This is a genomic window from Arthrobacter sp. NPDC080086 (assembly GCF_040702285.1).
On the sequence record NZ_JBFBKP010000006.1, the window covers coordinates 33,453 to 52,869 of the forward strand.

Sequence of the window (19,417 nt, forward strand, 5' to 3'; positions counted from 1 at the left end):
TCTTTTTTTTGATAGATACGCTTTCCGTAGTGGCAGCAAAGTTGTCTTTCATGTTCGATCGTCTCGCACCCGTTCTCCTAACAGCGCTTTGGTGCGGCGCATGTCATGCCGGGGGAGTTACCGGTGAAGCCGAATCCGATGGTGCCGTGCGGTGTCAGGGCTTGAGTGCAGAGCCGATCGCCCTGAGCAAGTCGCTGCAGATTGCATCACAGGGGCAACCGCAGTACCTGATGGCAATCCAGGATCAGGAAAAGGCCAAGGCAGGCGTTCTGAAGGCGTGGTCAGCCTTTTTGCCTTCCGCTGCAGCAACGGTTGAGAACGACCGGTACAAGCCAGCCAATGGAGGCACTCCCGCAATTGTCGTCGGTAACTCCATCGTAGGTGGTAACGGCCAGGGGTATACCAGTTACGGCGCGGTCAGCGTTAATCTGAACCTATACAACGGCGGCCGGGACGTTGCCGGCTATCGTGGCAGCAAAGCGCTGGAGCGCGCCAGCGAAGCGACACTCGATGCCACGTTCGCTGACACCCTACAGGCTGTCATCGTTGCCTATGGCGACTTGTATAAGGCACAACTCGTCGTGGATGAAAGTGGGCGGGTACTGAAGAGCCTGAAGATCATTCAGGGCACAGCGACGGAACGCTATCGTGATGGCCATGGGACCACCATCGCCATCGGGAAGGCACGCAATGACGTGCTGGATGCAGAGCGCCAGCTCTACCAGGCTTGCCACACACTGCGCGATAGGTCAGATGCGTTGGTCAAGGCCATGGGCGCGGATGTGTCGCCGGGCAAAGTCCTGGTAGCGAGCAGCAATGTGCCCTCCGCAGATACGGAGCTCGCGGATGCAGCCACCATGGATGCCGTGGTCATGGCTGATCCGGCCGTGATTGCAGCACGCCAGCAGGTCGACGCAGCATACGCAAAGGTCGATCAGGCTCGTGGTGCTTTTCTGCCAGTTGTCAGTGCGTTTGCCAAGAAGGATTTCTTGGGCCAGAGCCTTTCCGGCTTCGGCTCAGCCAACGGCGCATTGGGATACCAAAGCTATCGCGTGGGCGTATCGGTTCAGCAGCCGCTGGGTCCATTCACCACCGAGTATGCAGAATTGGAGACCGCGAAGGCCGATGCACTCCGGCAGGAGGCCGCGTTACAGCAAGTCATTGTCGATACGAGAAATCGGCTGCATGCGGCTTTCAATGCCTTGCTTGAGGCGAAGGATGCTGTTCGAGCGGCCAAAGACAGCGTCGAGGAGTCGCGCAAGCTTCTGGCTCTTACTGAATCACTCTACAAGGCTGGGCGAGCCGCTATCGATAGCGTCGAACAGTCGCGCATCGACGTTCGAAAATCGGAACGATTGTTGGAAGAGCAGACTGCTGAGCTCCGTGTCGCAGGTTGGCGGTTGTCCAGGTCTATGGATGCACACTCGTTTGCGGACCGAGTGCTTGAAACGATCCCCTCGCCGTGAAGAATTTTTGTTCCCGACAAGTGTGCCGTCTCCGATGCCTGAAGGGCGCTGGGTTCATGACCCATGAGGCGCTCGGCCGTTTAGGATTCCATGTTCCTAGGGGCTATCAAAGTGCGAATGACAAGGATGCTAGCCCTTTAGATGAAAGGAACTACCTTCTCGGTGAGCATGGGCAGCGTGTACGACGAAATCCCGAAGGATGAGTTCGGCAGGTGGATTTCCGTTGTTATTCTCAATAGGCAATCGCGCCATGACACTTCCTCGAACCTGCGAGTAGCACCAGATGAAATATCTTCTCCCAGAACGGTCCACGGTATATCAACAAGTGTTCCTAGCGTGGCTGGGCGTTGCAGTCATGCTTAGCGCGCACGGGGCGCCGCGCGAGGTGGATGTTCGTGAGACCAGGGCATTGTGCCAAGACCCAACGGTCTTCTTTCCGGTGGAGGAGCAAAGGTCGCACACGGAAGGTCGTGTCGTTGTTGACACAGTAGTCGATATCGGCGGAAACGTCAGCGAGACAAAAATTACCAAGTCCTCCGGTAGCGCCGCCCTGGACTTCGCGGCCGTCCGGGCCGCCCGGACTATCAAATGTGCTCCGTTCCGAGACCCTGAATCGGGCACCGTAACGTCGGTCCACTTCCTGAAGTCATTTGTGTTCAGACTTACGGACTAATAGCAGCCATCGGCTCGCTGAGCGCTTTCGGCCAGCAGGGGTCATTCGTGTTCAAGTTTATGGACTAGGAGTGGCCAGCTCACTGGGGGGCACGCGCCGCTTGCCACCTTCAGCGAGTGAGTTGTTGAAATGCCAGCTTCCGCCGACCACCCACTACCAACGCTAGGTGTCACGTTGACCAAGCTCACGCTATGCAAATCCACTTGGGACGGCAACAGATGGCCCTCCATCGACATCCACCCCTATGAGGACCGTTACTTCCTCTTCATCGTGTCAGCCATTTGCGCGCATCTGAACATGGCAATGCCTAGCGTTGTTGACATCCTTGACGGCTATGCATGCGATTTGGCGTTTGAAGGGAAACGCATCACCGTTATGCAAGACAACTGGACGTGCTCGGTTGCCTCAGAAAGTGAGCATATCCGCGACAGGATTTATGGGGTCCTCGAGGCGGTCGACATCTAGCTCACCGGTCGAGCGAACGACGACTCAGGCTCCCCAGAGGGAGTCATTGCCACGCATTCCGTTGCGGAGGCCTGGATGACAGACGAAGACTTTGACGCATATTTGGAAATCGCTCAGGACGAACTGGACGCGAAGCAGAGAGTTCTTGCTGACGCTTATGGGATTGGTCACCACGAGCGATTCGTCGTGGACTACGAGCGCCTGACCCTTTCGTTCTTTGATGGCGAGCGGCCCTGCGCAATCGCGGGAATACTTCCCGTTGCTACACACATCCCCGAGAAGGGCATCCTCCGCTGGGCATGGGCCAATGACGTGTTTCCGGAACCAGTACAACAGATGTCTCGGGCCGTTATGGAACTTCAAGCTGTAACGGGCTTTGCGTTGTTTGCACAGGAAACCGTCGAGTGCGACGAGTCTATGGCGTGGGAAATCGCAGCTTTGGCATGCAAGTGTTTGGAGACGGCTGGGGTCTATCGGATTCCTCATGCGGCTTTGCATTCCTACGTTTTGATTGCCCACGTGAACAGAATCTAGCCGCCGTCCGCTAGCGGCCAGGAGCAGCCAGTTGATCCGCAACCGCGCATTGCCGATGTCGTTTGCCTCGCCCAAGAATAAAAAGGTCGTTTCTAGAACTATGGCTTACACACTTCAAGCTATCCTCGCGGCCCACGGAGCTTTCTCGGGGAAAACACTCCCCAAGGGGTTTCGCATCGTTCACCTTCGTTGTGGCCTCGAGATGCTCCCTCTCGCCTCGGAGCTTCGTGCCGTGCAACGAATACCGTTCTTTCCGCTTATCGACGGGAACGGCGCAGAAGTGCCCGTCACACTGCTCTCGCTGTTCGAGTCGTTGGGTGCTCAATCCCCGCTAGCCTACGTCGAGGCCGAGTACTTTGGCGGTGAAGGTACCCAAGCTCACGCACTCATCTCTGAAGGCAAACTGATTCGTCCGCCTGTGGTGTCAAGTAGTGCGATCAACGGCGCGCTTCTCTACCTCGGTGTGACCAAAGGTGAGTTTCGCGATGAATTCGAGGCGGCGGGTCTGGATGCGCATCGCGACACAGACCAATGGCTAGCGTGAAAAGTGAGAGCGATTGCCCCGCAGGCAAATGTCCCTTCTCGGCCAGAAGCGGCCACTCGACGGCCTGCCGAAAATGGATAACAACACCACAATGAACTTCGATGCTCAATGCGAGTGCTGCGACCACTTCACCCTCGGCGCGAAAGGGGATTGGGAGATTTGTCCCGTGTGCTTTTGGGAGGACGACGGCCTTGGGCTGGAGTCGCTGGACCTACGGTCGGGTGCCAACCACGGGCTGACCTTGCGGGAAGCGCGCGACAATTTTGTACGCATAGGCGCGTGCTGCGAGGCGATGCGCGCGAAGGTCCTGCCGTCGGACGCGCGCGGCCTCTATCGGCATGTACCGCGCCAACCGTGACTCACGCACCACCAACCACAACTCTGAACGTCGGTTCACGAGCTCTAGATACCGGTACGAGCGGGACAAGAAATGACGGGGAGAACTCGATGGGAATTGCGGGAATTTTGGAGCTGCTGCAGGCGTTGGATGCCACGCTAGATGAGGCTACCAAGCGTGAGATTCGAGAGCTAGCAGAAGCAGACCTGTGGCAAATGCACTTTGGGCTGAACGGCCTAATTCGTTCCATCGCCTACTATCGAAATTCGTCCGAGGCCGGCCGGGCCTTCTTCGACAGTTTGGGCACGCCAGACGACGGAAGCGCCGTGCTTGGGAAGGTCTACTGGTGGCATGTGCGGGGTGTTCCCCTGAACAAGGAGATGTTCTTGTCAGCGCTTCAGCGGCATGCATTGTGGTTCTCGGATGAAGAATCTGAGGCATTTGCTGAGCGAATGCTCACTGATTATTTGAGGCGCTAGGTTCTTGTTTGCTCTTGTTGAGCCGGAGTCGCAGACCTTTCTCCAACCCGGAAACGACAGGCCGCTGGTCAGGCTCGCAGTCTCGGACCACCCGCTCTCGCAGGATTTCTACAACGGGATGGCGGAGGAGCGAGCACGGGCGATTTTCGAGATGATTCTCCATCGCTATAACACGCCGCATTGACGCCGGCGCCCGTCACTATTTCCTTGCACTGTGCGATACACGTATCAGACCATCTCAATGACGCTCGACGAGGTTTCGTCGTTGCGCCGTGAATCATCACGCCAAGGCGTGTTCACTGAGTTCGACTTTGTTGCGGGAGATGTTCGCCAGCGGTGGGTCAGGATTCCCGGGCTCCATGAAGTACTGCCGGGAATGCGGATTACCGTAGTCCTGGGCGAGCCGGGAAACTGGGAGACGTTGCAAGCCTGGCGATTCGATGACCGCAACAAGGTCGTGATGTCAATCTCGCCGCTGGCCGGTCTGGTTTACCTGTGCTTGCTGTGTCTGGCTACCCTCGTACTGCTATGGCTGCTCTTGGTAGAACGCAATGAGGTACGGATACCGGTCGGTGCATTGGCGTTCGGAGCTTTTGCAGTTGCCTCCTTTGCTGGCGGTATGTATTTCGAGTGGCAGAACAGTCGAGCTGTAACGCGATTGTTTGCAAGTTCGTCCCGGCAGCGACCGTGACACTTCCCGTCTACACAGGGCGGGGGCCGATGCCGCGCTTGTAGGCCGCTCCCGGCCAGCTTCGGTCGCTCGACAAACGGGACTTCGTGGCTGAAAATCATTGCTCCCGCTTCCGAAGCCAGAACAGACGTTGAGGCGCCAGCCAATGAAGTTCGAAGTCGAAGGTAAAGCCAGTGTCAGCAATGCGACGCCAGCACAGATTGCTAGAGCGATTCAGTCGCTCAAAAGCTATGGGCGGGCTTCCTACGCCTCGTTGACGAATGAGTCAGGCAGCTACGTACAGGTCGCCGGGGGCGGTGTAAGTTGCATGGTCGAGCTATTCGACGCCTCAGCAGAGGTTCGCTCCAGGGCGTTCCACGACAAGCCGAACGCCGCACGCCCCGATGGAACATTGCTGGTATTCGGAGCAGGAAACCTCCCGATGCGCTCAGACGAGTGGTTCATCGCTACCCAGGTTGTCGAAATCTTTCTGGCCTTCCAGGCTAACGGACCATTTCCGGGCTACGTCCGCTGGCGGCCGGCGCCACCACTCTAGCTCCTGCCCACTATGAAAAAGCTATTTTCCTCGGTGTTAACGGCACTCGGAATGCAACCAGCGACGCATGCTGAGCCCCCAATACAGATGGTGGACGCCAAGACCATCATGTTTTCCATGCCGACCGTGGCTGCCGACGACATCGAGTTCGCAACGCCTACCGAGGAATCGTTCCAGGGCGCTCCACAGTTCCACGAAGATGAGTGGTGTCAACTGGAGTTCTTCCCGCGTAGTCGACTCGCCGAAATCCAAGGCCACTTGGTCGAGTACAAGGCATTTGAAGAAAAGCACGGGGTTCAGCACGGTTGGAACAACATCTACGCCCGCAGAATTCCTCGGGAGAGCGTTGTGCAAGGAAGCGATGCCCCGTCCGCTGTCGCGGCGTCAGTTGGCGCGGTTACTCGCCCGTCACCGATTCTGACGACTAGCTCTCGACCTCTTGGGCAGGTCAAGGATGGGTTCACTCTGGAGCTTCCTGGGTCCGTGCTGCTCTATGGACTCACGTCCTCAGGGGGAATTAGCACGCTGGGCGCCACGGTTGCTCGCGGGGGAGACGATACACAGTTGACCCGGGCCTACATGACCTTGTCCGAGAAGTACGGGCTGTTGCTCGTCGACTGGCGCGCGCAACTTCTGTTGCAATCGGTCGATGAAAAGGGTGACATCAGCGTGTGGAGGCCGTGACGGCCATCCACGTCAATCCGAAACGAAGATGTTTGGGCCACCTGAAGAAATCGTATGTCCGATACCGGTTATGTTGCCGAGGCGTCCGCCTCGAAAGTAGTTGTTAAAGCTCCCCATGTTGGACTTCAGGATGCGCTTGTTGCTATGGGCTTCAAATATCGAAACGACGAGTCCGGCACATACTCGATAACCGTCAGAGGCGATGGCGAGAAAGCCGCGCTGTTCTATCAGCTGCGCGCACACGACTTCTGTTTCGCCGCAGGTCCGGGGTGGTCCCCAGCAGAAATTTTCGAACACTTTCGCGATGAAGGTTTGCTGCAAGGAACGTATCGACGAATCGCATGGCGCTCACCGGGTGGTCCGCTCGTCGAAGAATGCTGACGTCACTGTTCAGCTAGGAGCATTCGTCGGTACGAGGTGTCATAGTGACAAGCAATCCCGAAGTCCATAGAAGAAGCGGCTCCATGAACGCGTCAGATGCATTGCAAGAAGAAGTAGAGAAATTCAATGCGTGGGCGGCCTTGTTCCCGCCTCACCAGCGAACTGGCGAGTGGGAGTGTAGCTACGACCACTGGCAATCACTATGGGATGCCGCAGTTGCGGTATTGGAATCCGTTCCGCCGAACGCGTGGAGCGAAAGCTGCCGTGCAAACTTGCTCTATGCGATTGCCCGCGACAATGAGATGGAATGGATTTCCCGTCAACTTGCTGGCAAGCCTGACGCGCTTCTGGAACTCGCGCGGCTAGCAATCGACTCATCAGAGCCAGATGCAAAGTGGCAAGTGGCTGTGCAGCTCGGGGCGCTATCCACGAATAGAGAGGAAGGAGAATTACAGCTCCTTCGCTTAGTTGATGACGAGGATGAATACGTCAGCAGACGCGCCTTGCTCGCTCTTGGAGCATTGAAGTCGCCGCACGCCGAGCGTCTTGCGGAGAGGGCGTGGCGCACGGGGCACGAATACCAACGCATAGCTGCGTTGTGGGTTCTCAAAGATGTTGCCCCGAGCAAACTTATGCAATACGTGCGATTGGCCGACGAGGATGGTCGAAAATTTGTGGTCGAGAACGCGCATGATGCGCTACTTGCGCTGAAGAGGTAGTCGGGGTCCAAACAAGTCTACCGAGCAAGCTATGAGTGTGTTTTATAGCAGCGATATGATTGCAAGAGCGGCAGCGTTGATTAAGGACCGCTTCCACGTTGCAAGTGACCACTCAACGCGGCTAGCTATCGCCGCGCTCGATGGCATCGAATCACACGGACTTGACCCCAACGACTGGGATACGGTGGTCGAAACGGTGAATGTAGTTGTCGCCTCTTGGATAGGTGCTGGCACGTTGAGAGGAAAAGGCGACGACCCATAGCCACCGTCTGCCATCAGCCAACCTCTGTCGTTCGATATGATTGCCACAATCATCGAAAATCGGACGACTTCCTGCCCAAGCGAGATTCGACGGAGGCCCTCGTGCCGTGTCAAAAATGTGCAGACCTTTGTGTTCGCTACGCAATCCGACATCCCCGCGAGCAGGACAAAGCAGTGAGAGTTGCGGCACAGAACATCGCAGATGGGGTGCTTGTCGAAACCATTTCTGAGCCCCGAAACGCCTCCATCTCCTTCGAGGAACTCCTGAGAGGAGAAAAGTGGGATGACTACGTTGAATACCATTTTCGCTGCCTGCATTGCAGCGAAGAGTTCTGGCTGCACGCGGAAACGTATCACGGTAGCGGCGGCTACTGGGAGCCCAAAAATTCCAATTCGATATGAGAAGACATATCGAATTGACCGTGCGTCCGCTCCCGGCCAACAACAGCCGTTCCGCCAATAAAATGGCGCAACACAACTGAACGCATGCGCACCTGAAAATGCCTGACAAATTCGATGCCTATAACGAAGCGCTGACTGCGCTGGTGAACGAAGCCATTCGGTGCTCGCCGGAATCGTGGGAGGCCGGTCGATTGACAATTCAGTGTGATGGCCACCGCATCGACTACAGGCTCAAAAACGAGGAAGCGGAAGACAAGGCGTTCATTTCAGACGAGCTTGCTCGGCTGTGTGAAGAATACTGGGGAGCTTTCATGAAGAACGGCGAGGCTTGGCTAGAATCACAGATCGATTTTCGGCGAGTCGAAGGAACATGGAAATTCAGCGCGAGCTTCAAGTTTCCGAAGGCAGCCACCGTTGCCCCGCCGCCGCGTAAGCCATTCTGGAAACTCTGGAGCTAGCAACCTGCCTTGTCACGTGGCATTTCAATCAAAAGAATGCGTCCTGCACACCGAGCGCAGACACCTTTGCCTTCGAACTGGACGTCGGAAGACGCAGGCGTGGAGGAGACGCAATTGTGTGGGTAGTGGTCGAAATGAAACTCCCCATCCTTCTCTGCATTGGATGTGTGCAGGCTAAGGTTGCGTGGAGAGTGTTGCCAGATGCTGGTTGATCGCGGTGATGACTTCTTGAGCCGCTCGTGGCAGTGGGCGTTTCTCCTTGATCAGTACCCGGGCGTACTGATTTTCGGTGAGCGGATGGTCGAGCCGAATCCCGACCAGTTGGCCTGCTGCCACTTCCTTTCGAATCGAAAAGTCGGTAACGAATGCCAGGCCGCCTGCGTGCCTCGCATAGGCGCGTAGCGCCATCAGCGTGTTGGCGTTGAAACTTGGCGCTAGACGGAGGTTTTCCGCCTTGGCAATGGTGCGAATCAACAGGCCCAAGCCATATGTCTGCGGCATGATTCCAACGGGATACGCAAGAGCTGCAGCGAGCGAGATCGGTCCCTCGCTTTGTGCTAGCGGGTGATCGGGGTTAACGGCCGCCACGATGTTGTGAACCGCGCTCGCGCAGAACTCGATACCTTCGGTCAACGGTGGGTTATAGGCTAACCCGATATGCGCCTCATTCGACAGCACGTCGTCGATTATCTCTGCGGTCGCTCGCATATTCAGTACGATCTCTACGCCTGGATATTTATCCGCAAAGCCTGCCAGTACGTCCTCTATAAGCGTATCGATCAGACCTTCGCTCAAAGAGATGAGAAGGTTGCCGGTGTGCAAACACTTCAGTTGGTTCACTCCGTCGAGCAGCCGTTCGTGCGAAGCCTCAACACTGCGAGCGTACTCAAGCAGGTAGGGCACGGCATCTGTTGGCATGAGACCAGTCGCCGCTCTGTCGAAGAGCCGTTCCCCAATCATCTCTTCCAGTTCAGTCAAATACCGACTGACGACGGTCCGGCTGATATCCAGCTGCTCCGCCGCTTTACGGACCGATTTGTGTTCGAGTAACGCCTGGAAGACGCGCATCTTGGCGCGGGTGATGTCATACATGCAATTGCCTTCGGGTAATGAGCGACTGTTATCTATTGTTAATCGACCATTTGGGTGGCTTCATCCCTCGAGGGAGTGAAACAAAGGTGGTCATATTTCGAGGCCACCCCGTCCACAAAATCGCGGCCACGTAGAGTATGTGATTCGTGTAGAGTCCTGCCACGTTTCGCATAATGGCAGAGCGGTCGATGGTAGCAAATGAAGCAAGCAATATGTCGGGCATCCGTGAGGCGGAGGTTGCCGTGTACCGCCTCGTTAGTTGGCGCGTATTGCCGTTTCTCGCGATTTGCTATCTGTTCGCATACCTGGACCGCATCAATATCGGCTTCGCAAAGCTTCAGATGCAAAGTGACCTCGCGCTGAGCGATGCCGCATATGGGTTGGGCGCGGGGATCTTCTTCTTGGGGTATGTGCTGTTCGAAGTGCCAAGCAATCTGTTGCTCGCCAAGATTGGCGCCCGCCGTACCCTCAGCCGCATCCTGATCTTGTGGGGTATGACCTCAGCGGCCATGCTGTTTGTCACCAACGTGGCGGCGTTCTACACGCTGCGCTTTCTGCTTGGTGCCTTCGAGGCTGGCTTTGCGCCGGGCATGATCTATTACCTGTCCCTGTGGTATCCGCGGGCCAGAATGGCGCGGGCTATGGCCATCGTGCTTGGCGCCGCACCAGTCGGCGGCGCGATTGGTGGGCCGTTGTCGACATGGATCATGACGCATTTGGCTGGCGCTAGCGGATTGGCCGGCTGGCAATGGATGTTCTTGATCGAAGGCGTGCCCTCCGCGTTGCTCGGGGGGGTGGCGTATTTGTTTCTGGTTGATAAGCCGACAGACGCACCTTGGCTGACCGCTGCGCAGAAGACCATCATTGCCAGCCAGGTGGAACGACCCGCCACCGGCAGATCCAGCTCGCTAACCAAAGCGCTCGCCGACCCGCGAATCTATATCTTGGCGGCAGCGTACTTCTGCCTCATCTGTGGCCTGTATGCAGTCAGCTTCTGGCTGCCAACGATTCTGAAGTCCGCAGGGCTCACCGACTTGTTCAAAATCGGTATGTACTCGGCCGTGCCGTATCTCGCAGCAATCGTTGCCATGTACATCCTCAGCCGGAGTTCTGATCGGGGTGGTGAACGCAGGTGGCACAGTGCGGCTCCCGCCATCCTCGGGGCGGGTTTTCTGACCGTTGCTGCCTACTCGACATCCTTTCCTGCTGCGCTGGCCAGCATCACGCTTGCGACGGCGGCTATTTTTGCGTCATACACCGTTTTCTGGGCGATCCCCCAGGAGCATTTCAAAGGAACTGCCGCGGCCGGCGGCATCGCCTTCATCAACTCGATTGGTCTGTTTGGAGGTTTTTTCAGCCCGACCATCATCGGCTGGACCAAGGGCGTGACTGGTTCGCTGCAGGCCGGCCTTCTGGTCATTGCCGCATTGTTGGTCATAGGGGCCGTGCTTTTGGCGCTTCGCCGCGAGGCCGGAGTCCCGCAAGCGGTGATGCCATGAAGATCCTGATCGCCGGTTTCCATCACGAGACCAATACCTTCGCGCGTTCCCGCGCGACCTATGACTTGTTCGTCAACGGCGATGGGTGGCCAGCGATGAAGCGGGGCGAGGAAGTCCTATCTCTTCGCAATGCGAACGTGCCGGTGGCCGGATTTTTGGCGGCCATGGACGCCGCAGGGCACGAGCTGGTGCCGGTGCTGTGGGCAGCAGCGAATCCGTCGGGGCCCGTCACAAAGGATGCATTCGAGAAGATTGCCGGTGAGATCATCGCTGCTGCCCAGCAGCATGATTTCGATGCCATCTATCTCGATCTGCATGGCGCGATGGTGACCGAACACTGTGACGACGGGGAAGGGGAACTGCTCGCAAGGCTGCGAGCAGCGACTGGTGATGAGGTGCTGATCGTTGCGTCGCTCGATCTACATGCCAACGTGACCGCGCAAATGCAAGCGTGCGCGGACGGGCTTGTCGCCTATCGCACCTATCCGCACGTGGACATGGCCACAACGGGCTTGCGAGCCGCACAGCTGCTCAAAGATCTTGCCACAGCCAGGTCGCCGGTCGCCAAAGCGTGTCGACGCTTGCCGTTTCTCATTCCGATCAACGGTATGTGTACGAGCGCAGAACCTGCGCGCAGTGTGTACATGCGCTTGGCTCAAGTGGAGACAGGTGGCGTTCTGTCACTCTCGTTTGCGCCGGGCTTTCCCGCTGCCGACTTTCCCGAGTGTGGCCCCACCATCTTTGGCTACGGCTTGGACATGGCAGAGCTAGACCGCGCTGTTGACGCGCTATACCGGGACATACTGGACAACGAGCCCTTGTGGGGAACAACGTTCCTGTCGCCCGACGAAGCCGTGCTTGCCGCTATGAAGATTGCCGAGCCGGCGCAGAAGCCGGTAGTGATTGCCGATACGCAGGACAACCCCGGCGCTGGAGGCGACTCGAACACCACGGGCATGCTGGCGGCACTTGTGAGGCACGGTGCCAAGCGCGCTGCAATTGGGCTTCTCTATGATCCTGATGCTGCGCAGGCAGCCCACGCCGCAGGGCTCGGGGCCGAGATCCGGCTCGCAATTGGCTCCCGCTCTGGAGCACCATTTGAAGGGACGTTCACGATTGTAAGTTTGTCCGACGGCGAATGTGTTCTTGATGGCCCGATGATGAGCGGATTGAAGCTTCAGTTGGGCATGTCGGCCTGCCTACGCATTGGTGACGTCTATGTTGCGGTGGCATCGGCACGTGCACAGATGATGGACCGCAATCAGTACCGCATGGTGGGCATTCAGCCCGAGCTGATGAAGATCCTGGTGAATAAGTCTTCGGTGCACTTCCGGGCAGATTTTGAACCGATCGCCCAAGCGGTGCTGGTGGCAAAAGCGCCCGGTGTGGCGCTGGCCGATCCCGGTGAGCTTCCATGGACAAGGCTGGCGCCGGGTATGCGAGTGCGACCGGCAGCACGGATTGACGCGAAGTAGAACGTTCGCAACCGCGATCAACCAGGCGCGGGAAAGCGGCGCAGCTCGCAACGAATAGATACGGGGAAGGCGGAATCTTCCGCAAGCGTCTGGCGCTCATGAAGCGCGAAACGGGCAGCACAGTCACGGCCATCAAGTACCCGCCGTGATTTCAGAATAGCCCGAACTGGGGGAAATACGCGCCTATCCGCGCCAAGCGAGGGCGAGTCGCCGTGTGGCGACTCCGCAATAGTTGGCGCGGACAGGCAGCTCTGTGTGTACCACCAGTGTGAAAGTCATGATAACCAACGCCATTGAACGCTGCATTATCGCGGCGGAGGATGTTCATTCGATTGCCGACTTCAAAGCATGGACGCGCAATGATGTCGGTCTCGTCTTAAGGCACCAGTGTTTGGCATGTGGACACGGGCGGATCACTTCTGCCGGCGTTTCCATGGATCACGTGGTCTTAGTCGACTACCCAATCGAGCATCTCAGAGCCATCGAGAACTCCGCCGGCGGAATCGACACACCGCTGATGCGGCGGTGGCTGGCCACGCATCGCCCGGTCTACTTCGAGACTCGTGCGCCATGGCCTGATATCGACGCCAGTTGGCTCGCCAAATTCGCCAAGCATGAGCTGCGCAACGCCGTGGCCGATGCAATGTTCGACGAGAAGAACTTCGTCGGCACCTATTTCAGCTTTCACCGACTACCCGATATCGACCCACAAGGGCTCGACGCCACCCTGCGCTTCCTCACCCCGGTCCTTCACGCCGCGCTTGTGCGCGCCATTGCGAATTCAGATAAGCAGTGGCTTGTTGCCTCGCAAGGTCTTGCAAGCCTGACGGAGAAAGAGCGCGAAATTGCGGAATGGATCGGGAAGGGCAAGAGCAACGCGGAGATCTCTGCACTGGTTGGCGCGTCTGAAAGCACGGTGAAACATCATCTGAGCCGGATCATGGACAAGATGGGTTGTTCTAATCGGGCAGGGGTAGCAGTGTTTGCATCCAAGTGGTTCGCCTCGCCGTTGAGTCTTGGGACGAAAGTGCTATAGCGGACGTCAGGGGCGGCCGATATGCTCGACGCTCTTTGTCAGCGGATCGCAAGATCCGCTGCGACGACCCTTAGTGATTTGAAGTAGCAGCTCATTGGATCGAGCGCCGGTCTGTTTTCTCACATGGGACTCAGCCGCGGGCCGGGTTGCTGCGATCGCGAGATCATCGAACTCCCTGGCAACAGCGCGCTCAATTTGAAATCAAAATGATCATTTTGATTTCAGTGAAGCGAAAACGGTGTATGATTTGCTCAATGCAGCGGCGAAAGTCCCGTTCTGCGGTTCAGGCCATGGAAAATACGCCTGTGCAACTGGCAGAGGGGATATGTACTTCACATTTAGGGAACTGGCGGCAGTGGCGCTTACCGGCTCAAACAACTACTTCCTGGACCTTCAGAAAGAAGAGGGGAAGTGGGTTATCGCCGTCAGCGTGCTCGATGCCGACAAGAGAACCACAAAGCAGTATCAGGTCCAGACAAACCGAGGCAAAACCAAAACTTGGCGGTATCTGGAGGATGCGCTGTTGTTCGTGAATGAGTACTGCGAGAACTGTCAGAACTTGTCGATCGCGGTTGAAGGCAAGGTCTGGCAACTAAGAGCGGAAGGATAGGATCGAGCGGTCCAATCGTAAAAGCGGCCGGCATCGGTGTTACGAGCACCAATGCCAGCCTGACCATCGTAAAACCCGTGAGAGGCTCAAATGGCTGCGCCCATTATAGCGTTTGCTCGCCTTGTGAAAACGCGCGCGCGTAAGTGAGGTCACATGGTTGACTTCAATACGCTTGCGCAACAGTGCGCTCCCGGTGTCCATCCGACGACGCTACAGGCCGTCGTTCGCGCGGAATCCGGCTTCAACCCCTATGCAATTGGTGTCGTTGGCGGCCGTCTGGTCCGCCAGCCGAAGACACGCGCGGAGGCGGTTGCGACAGCGAAGGCACTGGCCGCCCAGGGTCTGAACTTCAGCATGGGCTTGGGCCAGGTCAACAAGGCCCATCTGCCGCGCTTTGGTCTGAGCTACGACACCGTCTTTGACGCTTGCGCCAACTTGCAGGCTGGCGCTCGCATCCTCCAAGAGTGCTACGACCGCGCACGCGCACGTGTCGGTCCTGATAAGGCGTTGAACGCCGCCATCAGCTGCTACTACAGCGGCAATTTCACTCGCGGGTTCCAGGTTGAACGAGGCGGCACGAGCTACGTGCAACGCGTTGCTGCCAATGCGACCGCGGCGAATCCGACCGCGGCTAATCCGGCTGTCGATGCAGTACCAGCCATCCCCGTTGTGCTGGATCGGCCAGCCACGCGCGCATCTAGCAACCCCACGCCGGCACGGTCTGCTCGACAAACATCTGTCGCCGCACCCCAAACATCCCCCGAAGCAGCGCAAGACGAGCGCGCCAGCGCGCGCGCGAAGTGGGACGCCTTTGGCGACTTCCGTTCGCAGTGAATTTCCCCCGATTCAAACCAGCCGCATCGCCGGCATCCCCGTAGGAGAACGCAGTTGAAAACCCCCCAGAAAAATCCCCTGATCCTGGCAGCCCTGTTTGCAGGTTTGCTGTGCTGTGCCCCGGCATTCGCCGGCGGCCTGGATTCCGGCACGCAGGCCGCCAACACTTTCAAGCTTTGGTTGTACGGCTTTGTAGGCGCGTGCGCATCCGTCTATCTCTTGTGGGTCGGCCTGGAAGTTTGGAGCGACAAAGCGCGGTGGGCCGACTTCGGCATGGCCATCGCCAAGGTGGCGGCGGTAGGCGCGACCGTCGTGATCGTGCCGTGGGCCTGGAACCTCTTCGTTAGCTAAGCCATGACGGAGAAGCCAAAGTACTCTGCATTCGCGGGCCTTGGCAGGGTCGCGATGTTATGGGGCGTCCCGCTGATCCCACTGCTGATAGTAGTTGGGTTCTTCGTCTTCGTTGCGCTGATCGCCGGTGTCTTCATGGGCCCGGGCGGGCTGCTCTTTGGCGGCCTATCAGTCCCAATTCTCCTGTTCCTCCGAAAGACATGCGAGACCGACGACCAGGCGCTGCGCATCTTGTGGCTCGAAGTGCTGTGCGTGCTGCGCCGGCGCTCCTGGCGCATGTTCGGCCACACCCTGACCCTGGCCCCCATTCGCTACGGCCAACACCTCAGCGTCTATCGCCGGCCGTTCCGCAAGGCGCCGTCCGAGCGCGCGCAATAAGGATTTGACCATGCAAGCACAATTGACCAGCGACTTTGGCAAGGTGCCGCCGATCGAAGCGTGGCTGCCGCGCATCGAAATGCCAATCACACCCCGCGTCACCCACTACGAAGACGGCCGGGTGATGCTGTGCATGCGTTTGACTGGCATTCCGTTCGAGTCGGCCAGCGACGCACTGCTGACTAATCTGTTCGACAACCTGAGCGGCTTCTACGCGGGGATCGGCCGCGACCACGGTAACCGCCTGTCGATGTGGGCTACGTTCAAGCGCCGTAAGGTGTCGTTCCGCCAAACCTATCAATTTCAATCGCAGTTCCTGCAGGACTTCACGGCGAAGTACCTGAAGCGCTTCCACAACGGCAACTACTTTGAGAATTCGTTCTACCTGTCGCTGCTCCTGAAGTACGACGACTTCGACGATGGCCTCAAAGCGATCGAGCAGTTGGGCGACGAAGCCGTCAAGTCGCTGCGTGACTACGATCCCGAGTATCTGGAGACCTATCAGCGCAATGGCCTGCCGTTCTCCGAGCCGTACCGCTTCATTGGCGAACTCGTCAACGGGACGGACCTTGCCGTGCCGGTCACGGCGGCCCCGGGCTACGAACAGATTCCTGATTCTTGGCTGCATTTCGGCTATGACCTGCTCGTCATCCGCACCGACACCGCCGAGAAGTTCGCCACGTGTTACGACCTGAAGGATTTCCCTAGGAGCGGATGGGGTCAGTTGAATCCTTTGCTCACTTTGGACGCGGAATTCACTATCACCCAATCGTTTGGGTGTCTGACGGCTGCCGGTGCCGACAAGGCCATTGAGGGCCAGATCAACAAGCTGGAATCGGTGGGAGATAAGGCAGCCGAACAGATCGCGGAACTCAAGAAAGCCCAAGGGCTGGTCAGCGCCAACGAGCTGGCATTCGGCCAATATCACGGCGCGCTGGTGGTCTACGGCGACACAGCCAAGGAAGCCATCGACCGCGGCGAACTGGTGAAGGTGCGCTCCAAGGGCGAGTGTGGTGTCGGCTGGGTGCGGGCCACTGCGTCCGCGCCGTACACGTATTTCAGCCAGGTGCCGGGCGCAAAGATCCTGCCGCGGCCGATGCTCAAAAGCTCGCGCAACCTCGCATCGACGTTTTCGCTCCACGACTACTCGGCTGGCAAATCCAAGGGCAATCCGATCGGCGATGGCACCGCCGTCATGCCGCTGCAGACGGTCTCCAAGAAGCTCTACAGCTTCAACTACCACGCAACGCGCGACGACGAGTTCAACGTCGGCGAGAAGATCGCCGGACACACGGTAATTCACGGCGCCACCGGTGTGGGCAAGACCGCCCTGCAGCTGGCCATCGCGTCGTTCTTCATGCGCTTCGATCCGATGCTGTTCGGCCTGGACTACGGCGGCGGCATGAAGATCTTCTTCAAGATGCTGCGCGGCACGTATATCTCGCTGCAGCGCGGTGTGGCGACCGGGCTGGCGCCTTTCGAGCTGCCGGACACGGGATACAACCGCCAATTCCTGTACGACATGGTCAACATCTGCGGGCGCGACGCCGACGGCAAGCTGACCGCCGAAGAGAAGAAGCAGGTCAAGGATGCCGTCGACACCGTGATGGCCCTGGAGGATCTGTCGCAGCGCACCTTCAGCCGATTGCTCGAATCCATTCCGAACATGGGCGGTGACAGCCTGTACGTGCGTCTGGGCCAATGGTGTCACGCCGAAGACGGACCGTTGGCCTGGATGTTCGACAACCGACCCAGGTCGCTGGTCGATGTCACGCAGCAGCGCCACGTGTGCTTCGACGTGACGGAATTCCTTGTCGACAACTACGCGCCGTCGGAGCCGCTGTTTGCATATCTGTTCCACCTCAAGGCCCTGATGCAGAAGGACGGCGGCTTGATGATGTCGATCATCGAGGAGTACTGGGCGCCGATCAAGTTCAAGCGCACGCGCGATGAGATGGCCAAGGTCTTGAGCGCAGGCCGCAAGGAGGGTGAGTTCCTGGTGCTGGTGTCGCAGCAGCCGGAGCAGGGAATGGCCAGCGAGATCTGGCCGCAGATCCGTAGCCAGACGGCCACCAAGATCTTCTTGCCCGATCCCGAAGCGGAATACAGCAGCTACCAGCGCACCAACATGACGCCCAAGGAGTTCACGGAGTTCAAGCGGCTCTCCAAGTCATCGCGCACGTGCCTCATCAAGCAGAGCAACCAGTCTGCGTTTGCGACGCTGGACTTGTACGGCTTCGAGGACGAGATGGTGGTGCTCTCTGGCAACAAGGAGAACAACAAGCTGCTCGACGAGGTGATGGCCGAGGTTGGCGAGAACCCCGATGTGTGGCTTCCCATCCTGCAGGACCGCGTATTCGAGGAGAAAACTCGCAAGAAGCTGATAGCGGAGTACGGCAACGACCCGTCGATATGGAAACCGTTGCTTGAGGCTGCGATGCAAGCACGCCGCGAGCAGCGCCAAAGCGCAAACGACAGCGAACATCGGCGGGCAGCGTAACGGCCCAGCGTTCATAAAAAGAAAGCAGGGGGGAGTGACACCGAGTCCTCTCAACAACAGGAAAACAGAACAATGGAACGACAACAGCTTTATTGCGCGCCCGCGCGGCGGGGCATGTCCTGCGGCGTGTCGCTGACACGGATGCTCAAACAGAAGCGGCCGCTCTCTCTAGCAGCACGGCGAACCGTGGTGGCGCTCGCGAGCGCCCTCTGCCTGTCCACGGCGAACGCAACGGGCATTCCGGTGCTCGATGTGTCGAACCTGGCGCAGGCCATGCTGATGGTGCAGAACCTGATGGAGCAGCTCAAACAGATGAAGAGCCAGTACGACGCGGTGACTGGCAACCGGGGCTACGGGAACATCTTGAACGACCCCAAGCTGCGCAGCTATCTGCCCGATCAATGGCAGGCCGTGTACGACCAGGTTAAGAGCGGTCGGTTGAACGGCATCTCCAACGCGGCCCAGCAGATCGCGAAGTCGGAAGGACTGACGGATGCGTCGACGGCCGGCCAGCAACGCTACTACGACACGCTCGCAGCCAACAAAGCCATAACCATGCAGGCCTACAGCGCAACGCTCTCGCGGCTGAACAACATCCAGTCGCTCATGCAGCAGTCCAACCTGACCCAGGACCCGGCCGCCAAGGCAGACCTGCAGAACCGCTGGGCCGCCGAATACACCATGGTGCAGAACGAGCAGACCCGCTTGAACCTGATGTCGCAATTGCAGGAGACAGAACTGCGCTTGGCACAGGAGCAACGTCACCGTGACTTTAAGAACAACTTCCTAGGGGCTGACAAATGATGCGGCGTGCAATGGTTGTTTTGCTGGTGATGTGCACCGCGCTGGGCGGCTGCAGCAAAACTGGGAACGGTGACGGCAAGCATGAGAGCGAATTCAAACGCAAGTTTCTCGGGGAAACGCAATGAGGCGTCTAGTACTCGCGCTGCTGGCAACCCTCTTCGTCCTTAGTGGGTGCGACCGCTCTTCCACCACGGCCAGCAAACAGCCGA

The 19,417-nt window shown here is 58.2% G+C and carries 24 protein-coding genes; 23 read left to right on the top strand and 1 reads right to left on the bottom strand.

Annotation, left to right across the window (positions count from 1 at the left end; genetic code table 11):
* Positions 1-29 precede the first annotated feature (29 nt).
* From AB0305_RS04140 to AB0305_RS04205, 14 genes are all read left to right on the top strand, one after another.
* The gene (locus AB0305_RS04140; RefSeq protein ID WP_366171650.1) at positions 30-1,466 is read left to right on the top strand and encodes a TolC family protein; all 1,437 of its coding nucleotides are present in this window, start codon (positions 30-32) and stop codon (positions 1,464-1,466) included.
* A gap of 355 nt (positions 1,467-1,821) precedes the next feature.
* The gene (locus AB0305_RS04145) at positions 1,822-2,139 is read left to right on the top strand and encodes a TonB family protein (protein WP_366171783.1); all 318 of its coding nucleotides are present in this window, start codon (positions 1,822-1,824) and stop codon (positions 2,137-2,139) included.
* Between the two features lie 174 nt (positions 2,140-2,313).
* Complete coding sequence (locus AB0305_RS04150; protein WP_366171652.1) at positions 2,314-2,604, top strand: hypothetical protein; 291 nt, start codon at positions 2,314-2,316, stop codon at positions 2,602-2,604.
* Positions 2,605-2,679: 75 nt separating this feature from the next.
* Positions 2,680-3,138 (top strand): DUF6882 domain-containing protein, encoded by a 459-nt coding sequence (locus AB0305_RS04155; RefSeq protein WP_366171654.1) that lies wholly within the window; start codon positions 2,680-2,682, stop codon positions 3,136-3,138.
* A gap of 31 nt (positions 3,139-3,169) precedes the next feature.
* Positions 3,170-3,682, top strand: a complete 513-nt coding sequence (locus AB0305_RS04160; protein ID WP_366171656.1) for a hypothetical protein — start codon at positions 3,170-3,172, stop codon at positions 3,680-3,682.
* Between the two features lie 28 nt (positions 3,683-3,710).
* The gene (locus AB0305_RS04165; protein ID WP_366171658.1) at positions 3,711-4,040 is read left to right on the top strand and encodes a CPCC family cysteine-rich protein; all 330 of its coding nucleotides are present in this window, start codon (positions 3,711-3,713) and stop codon (positions 4,038-4,040) included.
* 89 nt (positions 4,041-4,129) lie between these two features.
* On the top strand, positions 4,130-4,498 hold the full coding sequence (locus tag AB0305_RS04170) for a hypothetical protein (RefSeq protein WP_048933483.1): 369 nt from the start codon (positions 4,130-4,132) through the stop codon (positions 4,496-4,498).
* Positions 4,499-4,739: 241 nt separating this feature from the next.
* Entirely contained in the window at positions 4,740-5,189 is a 450-nt protein-coding gene (locus tag AB0305_RS04175) for a hypothetical protein (protein ID WP_366171660.1), read from the top strand.
* Positions 5,190-5,334: 145 nt separating this feature from the next.
* The gene (locus tag AB0305_RS04180; protein ID WP_197335154.1) at positions 5,335-5,724 is read left to right on the top strand and encodes a hypothetical protein; all 390 of its coding nucleotides are present in this window, start codon (positions 5,335-5,337) and stop codon (positions 5,722-5,724) included.
* A gap of 87 nt (positions 5,725-5,811) precedes the next feature.
* Positions 5,812-6,408, top strand: coding sequence for a hypothetical protein (locus tag AB0305_RS04185; protein WP_366171662.1), 597 nt, complete (start codon positions 5,812-5,814; stop codon positions 6,406-6,408).
* 54 nt (positions 6,409-6,462) lie between these two features.
* Positions 6,463-6,789 carry a hypothetical protein gene (locus tag AB0305_RS04190; protein ID WP_197335150.1) on the top strand — a complete coding sequence of 109 codons (327 nt, stop codon included), beginning with the start codon at positions 6,463-6,465 and terminating at the stop codon, positions 6,787-6,789.
* Between the two features lie 83 nt (positions 6,790-6,872).
* A complete protein-coding gene (locus tag AB0305_RS04195) occupies positions 6,873-7,508 on the top strand; it encodes a HEAT repeat domain-containing protein (protein ID WP_366171664.1) in 636 nt (211 codons plus the stop codon).
* 31 nt (positions 7,509-7,539) lie between these two features.
* Positions 7,540-7,770, top strand: coding sequence for a hypothetical protein (locus AB0305_RS04200; RefSeq protein WP_366171666.1), 231 nt, complete (start codon positions 7,540-7,542; stop codon positions 7,768-7,770).
* 499 nt (positions 7,771-8,269) lie between these two features.
* Entirely contained in the window at positions 8,270-8,629 is a 360-nt protein-coding gene (locus AB0305_RS04205; protein ID WP_366171668.1) for a hypothetical protein, read from the top strand.
* 174 nt (positions 8,630-8,803) lie between these two features.
* Here the strand turns inward: AB0305_RS04205 and AB0305_RS04210 are convergent, their stop codons facing one another.
* The gene (locus tag AB0305_RS04210; protein WP_366171670.1) at positions 8,804-9,721 is read right to left on the bottom strand and encodes a LysR family transcriptional regulator; all 918 of its coding nucleotides are present in this window, start codon (positions 9,719-9,721) and stop codon (positions 8,804-8,806) included.
* Positions 9,722-9,909: 188 nt separating this feature from the next.
* On the opposite strand from AB0305_RS04210, the gene AB0305_RS04215 reads away from it, so the two are divergent.
* The 9 genes from AB0305_RS04215 to virB5 all read left to right on the top strand — a co-directional run bounded on the left by AB0305_RS04215 (position 9,910) and on the right by virB5 (position 19,208).
* On the top strand, positions 9,910-11,220 hold the full coding sequence (locus AB0305_RS04215) for an MFS transporter (protein WP_366171672.1): 1,311 nt from the start codon (positions 9,910-9,912) through the stop codon (positions 11,218-11,220).
* The gene (locus AB0305_RS04220) at positions 11,217-12,695 is read left to right on the top strand and encodes a M81 family metallopeptidase (RefSeq protein ID WP_366171674.1); all 1,479 of its coding nucleotides are present in this window, start codon (positions 11,217-11,219) and stop codon (positions 12,693-12,695) included. Before AB0305_RS04215 ends, AB0305_RS04220 begins: the two co-directional genes overlap by 4 nt.
* 277 nt (positions 12,696-12,972) lie before the next feature.
* Complete coding sequence (locus AB0305_RS04225) at positions 12,973-13,731, top strand: LuxR C-terminal-related transcriptional regulator (RefSeq protein WP_366171676.1); 759 nt, start codon at positions 12,973-12,975, stop codon at positions 13,729-13,731.
* Positions 13,732-13,969: 238 nt separating this feature from the next.
* A complete protein-coding gene (locus AB0305_RS04230; protein WP_366171678.1) occupies positions 13,970-14,341 on the top strand; it encodes a hypothetical protein in 372 nt (123 codons plus the stop codon).
* Between the two features lie 153 nt (positions 14,342-14,494).
* The gene (locus tag AB0305_RS04235; RefSeq protein WP_366171680.1) at positions 14,495-15,175 is read left to right on the top strand and encodes a lytic transglycosylase domain-containing protein; all 681 of its coding nucleotides are present in this window, start codon (positions 14,495-14,497) and stop codon (positions 15,173-15,175) included.
* Positions 15,176-15,229: 54 nt separating this feature from the next.
* A complete protein-coding gene (locus AB0305_RS04240) occupies positions 15,230-15,526 on the top strand; it encodes a TrbC/VirB2 family protein (RefSeq protein ID WP_366171682.1) in 297 nt (98 codons plus the stop codon).
* 3 nt (positions 15,527-15,529) lie between these two features.
* Positions 15,530-15,904 carry a VirB3 family type IV secretion system protein gene (locus AB0305_RS04245; protein WP_366171684.1) on the top strand — a complete coding sequence of 125 codons (375 nt, stop codon included), beginning with the start codon at positions 15,530-15,532 and terminating at the stop codon, positions 15,902-15,904.
* A 10-nt stretch (positions 15,905-15,914) separates the two neighbouring features.
* Entirely contained in the window at positions 15,915-18,404 is a 2,490-nt protein-coding gene (locus AB0305_RS04250) for a hypothetical protein (protein ID WP_366171685.1), read from the top strand.
* 72 nt (positions 18,405-18,476) lie between these two features.
* Positions 18,477-19,208, top strand: coding sequence for a P-type DNA transfer protein VirB5 (gene virB5, locus AB0305_RS04255; protein WP_366171686.1), 732 nt, complete (start codon positions 18,477-18,479; stop codon positions 19,206-19,208).
* Positions 19,209-19,417 lie beyond the last annotated feature (209 nt).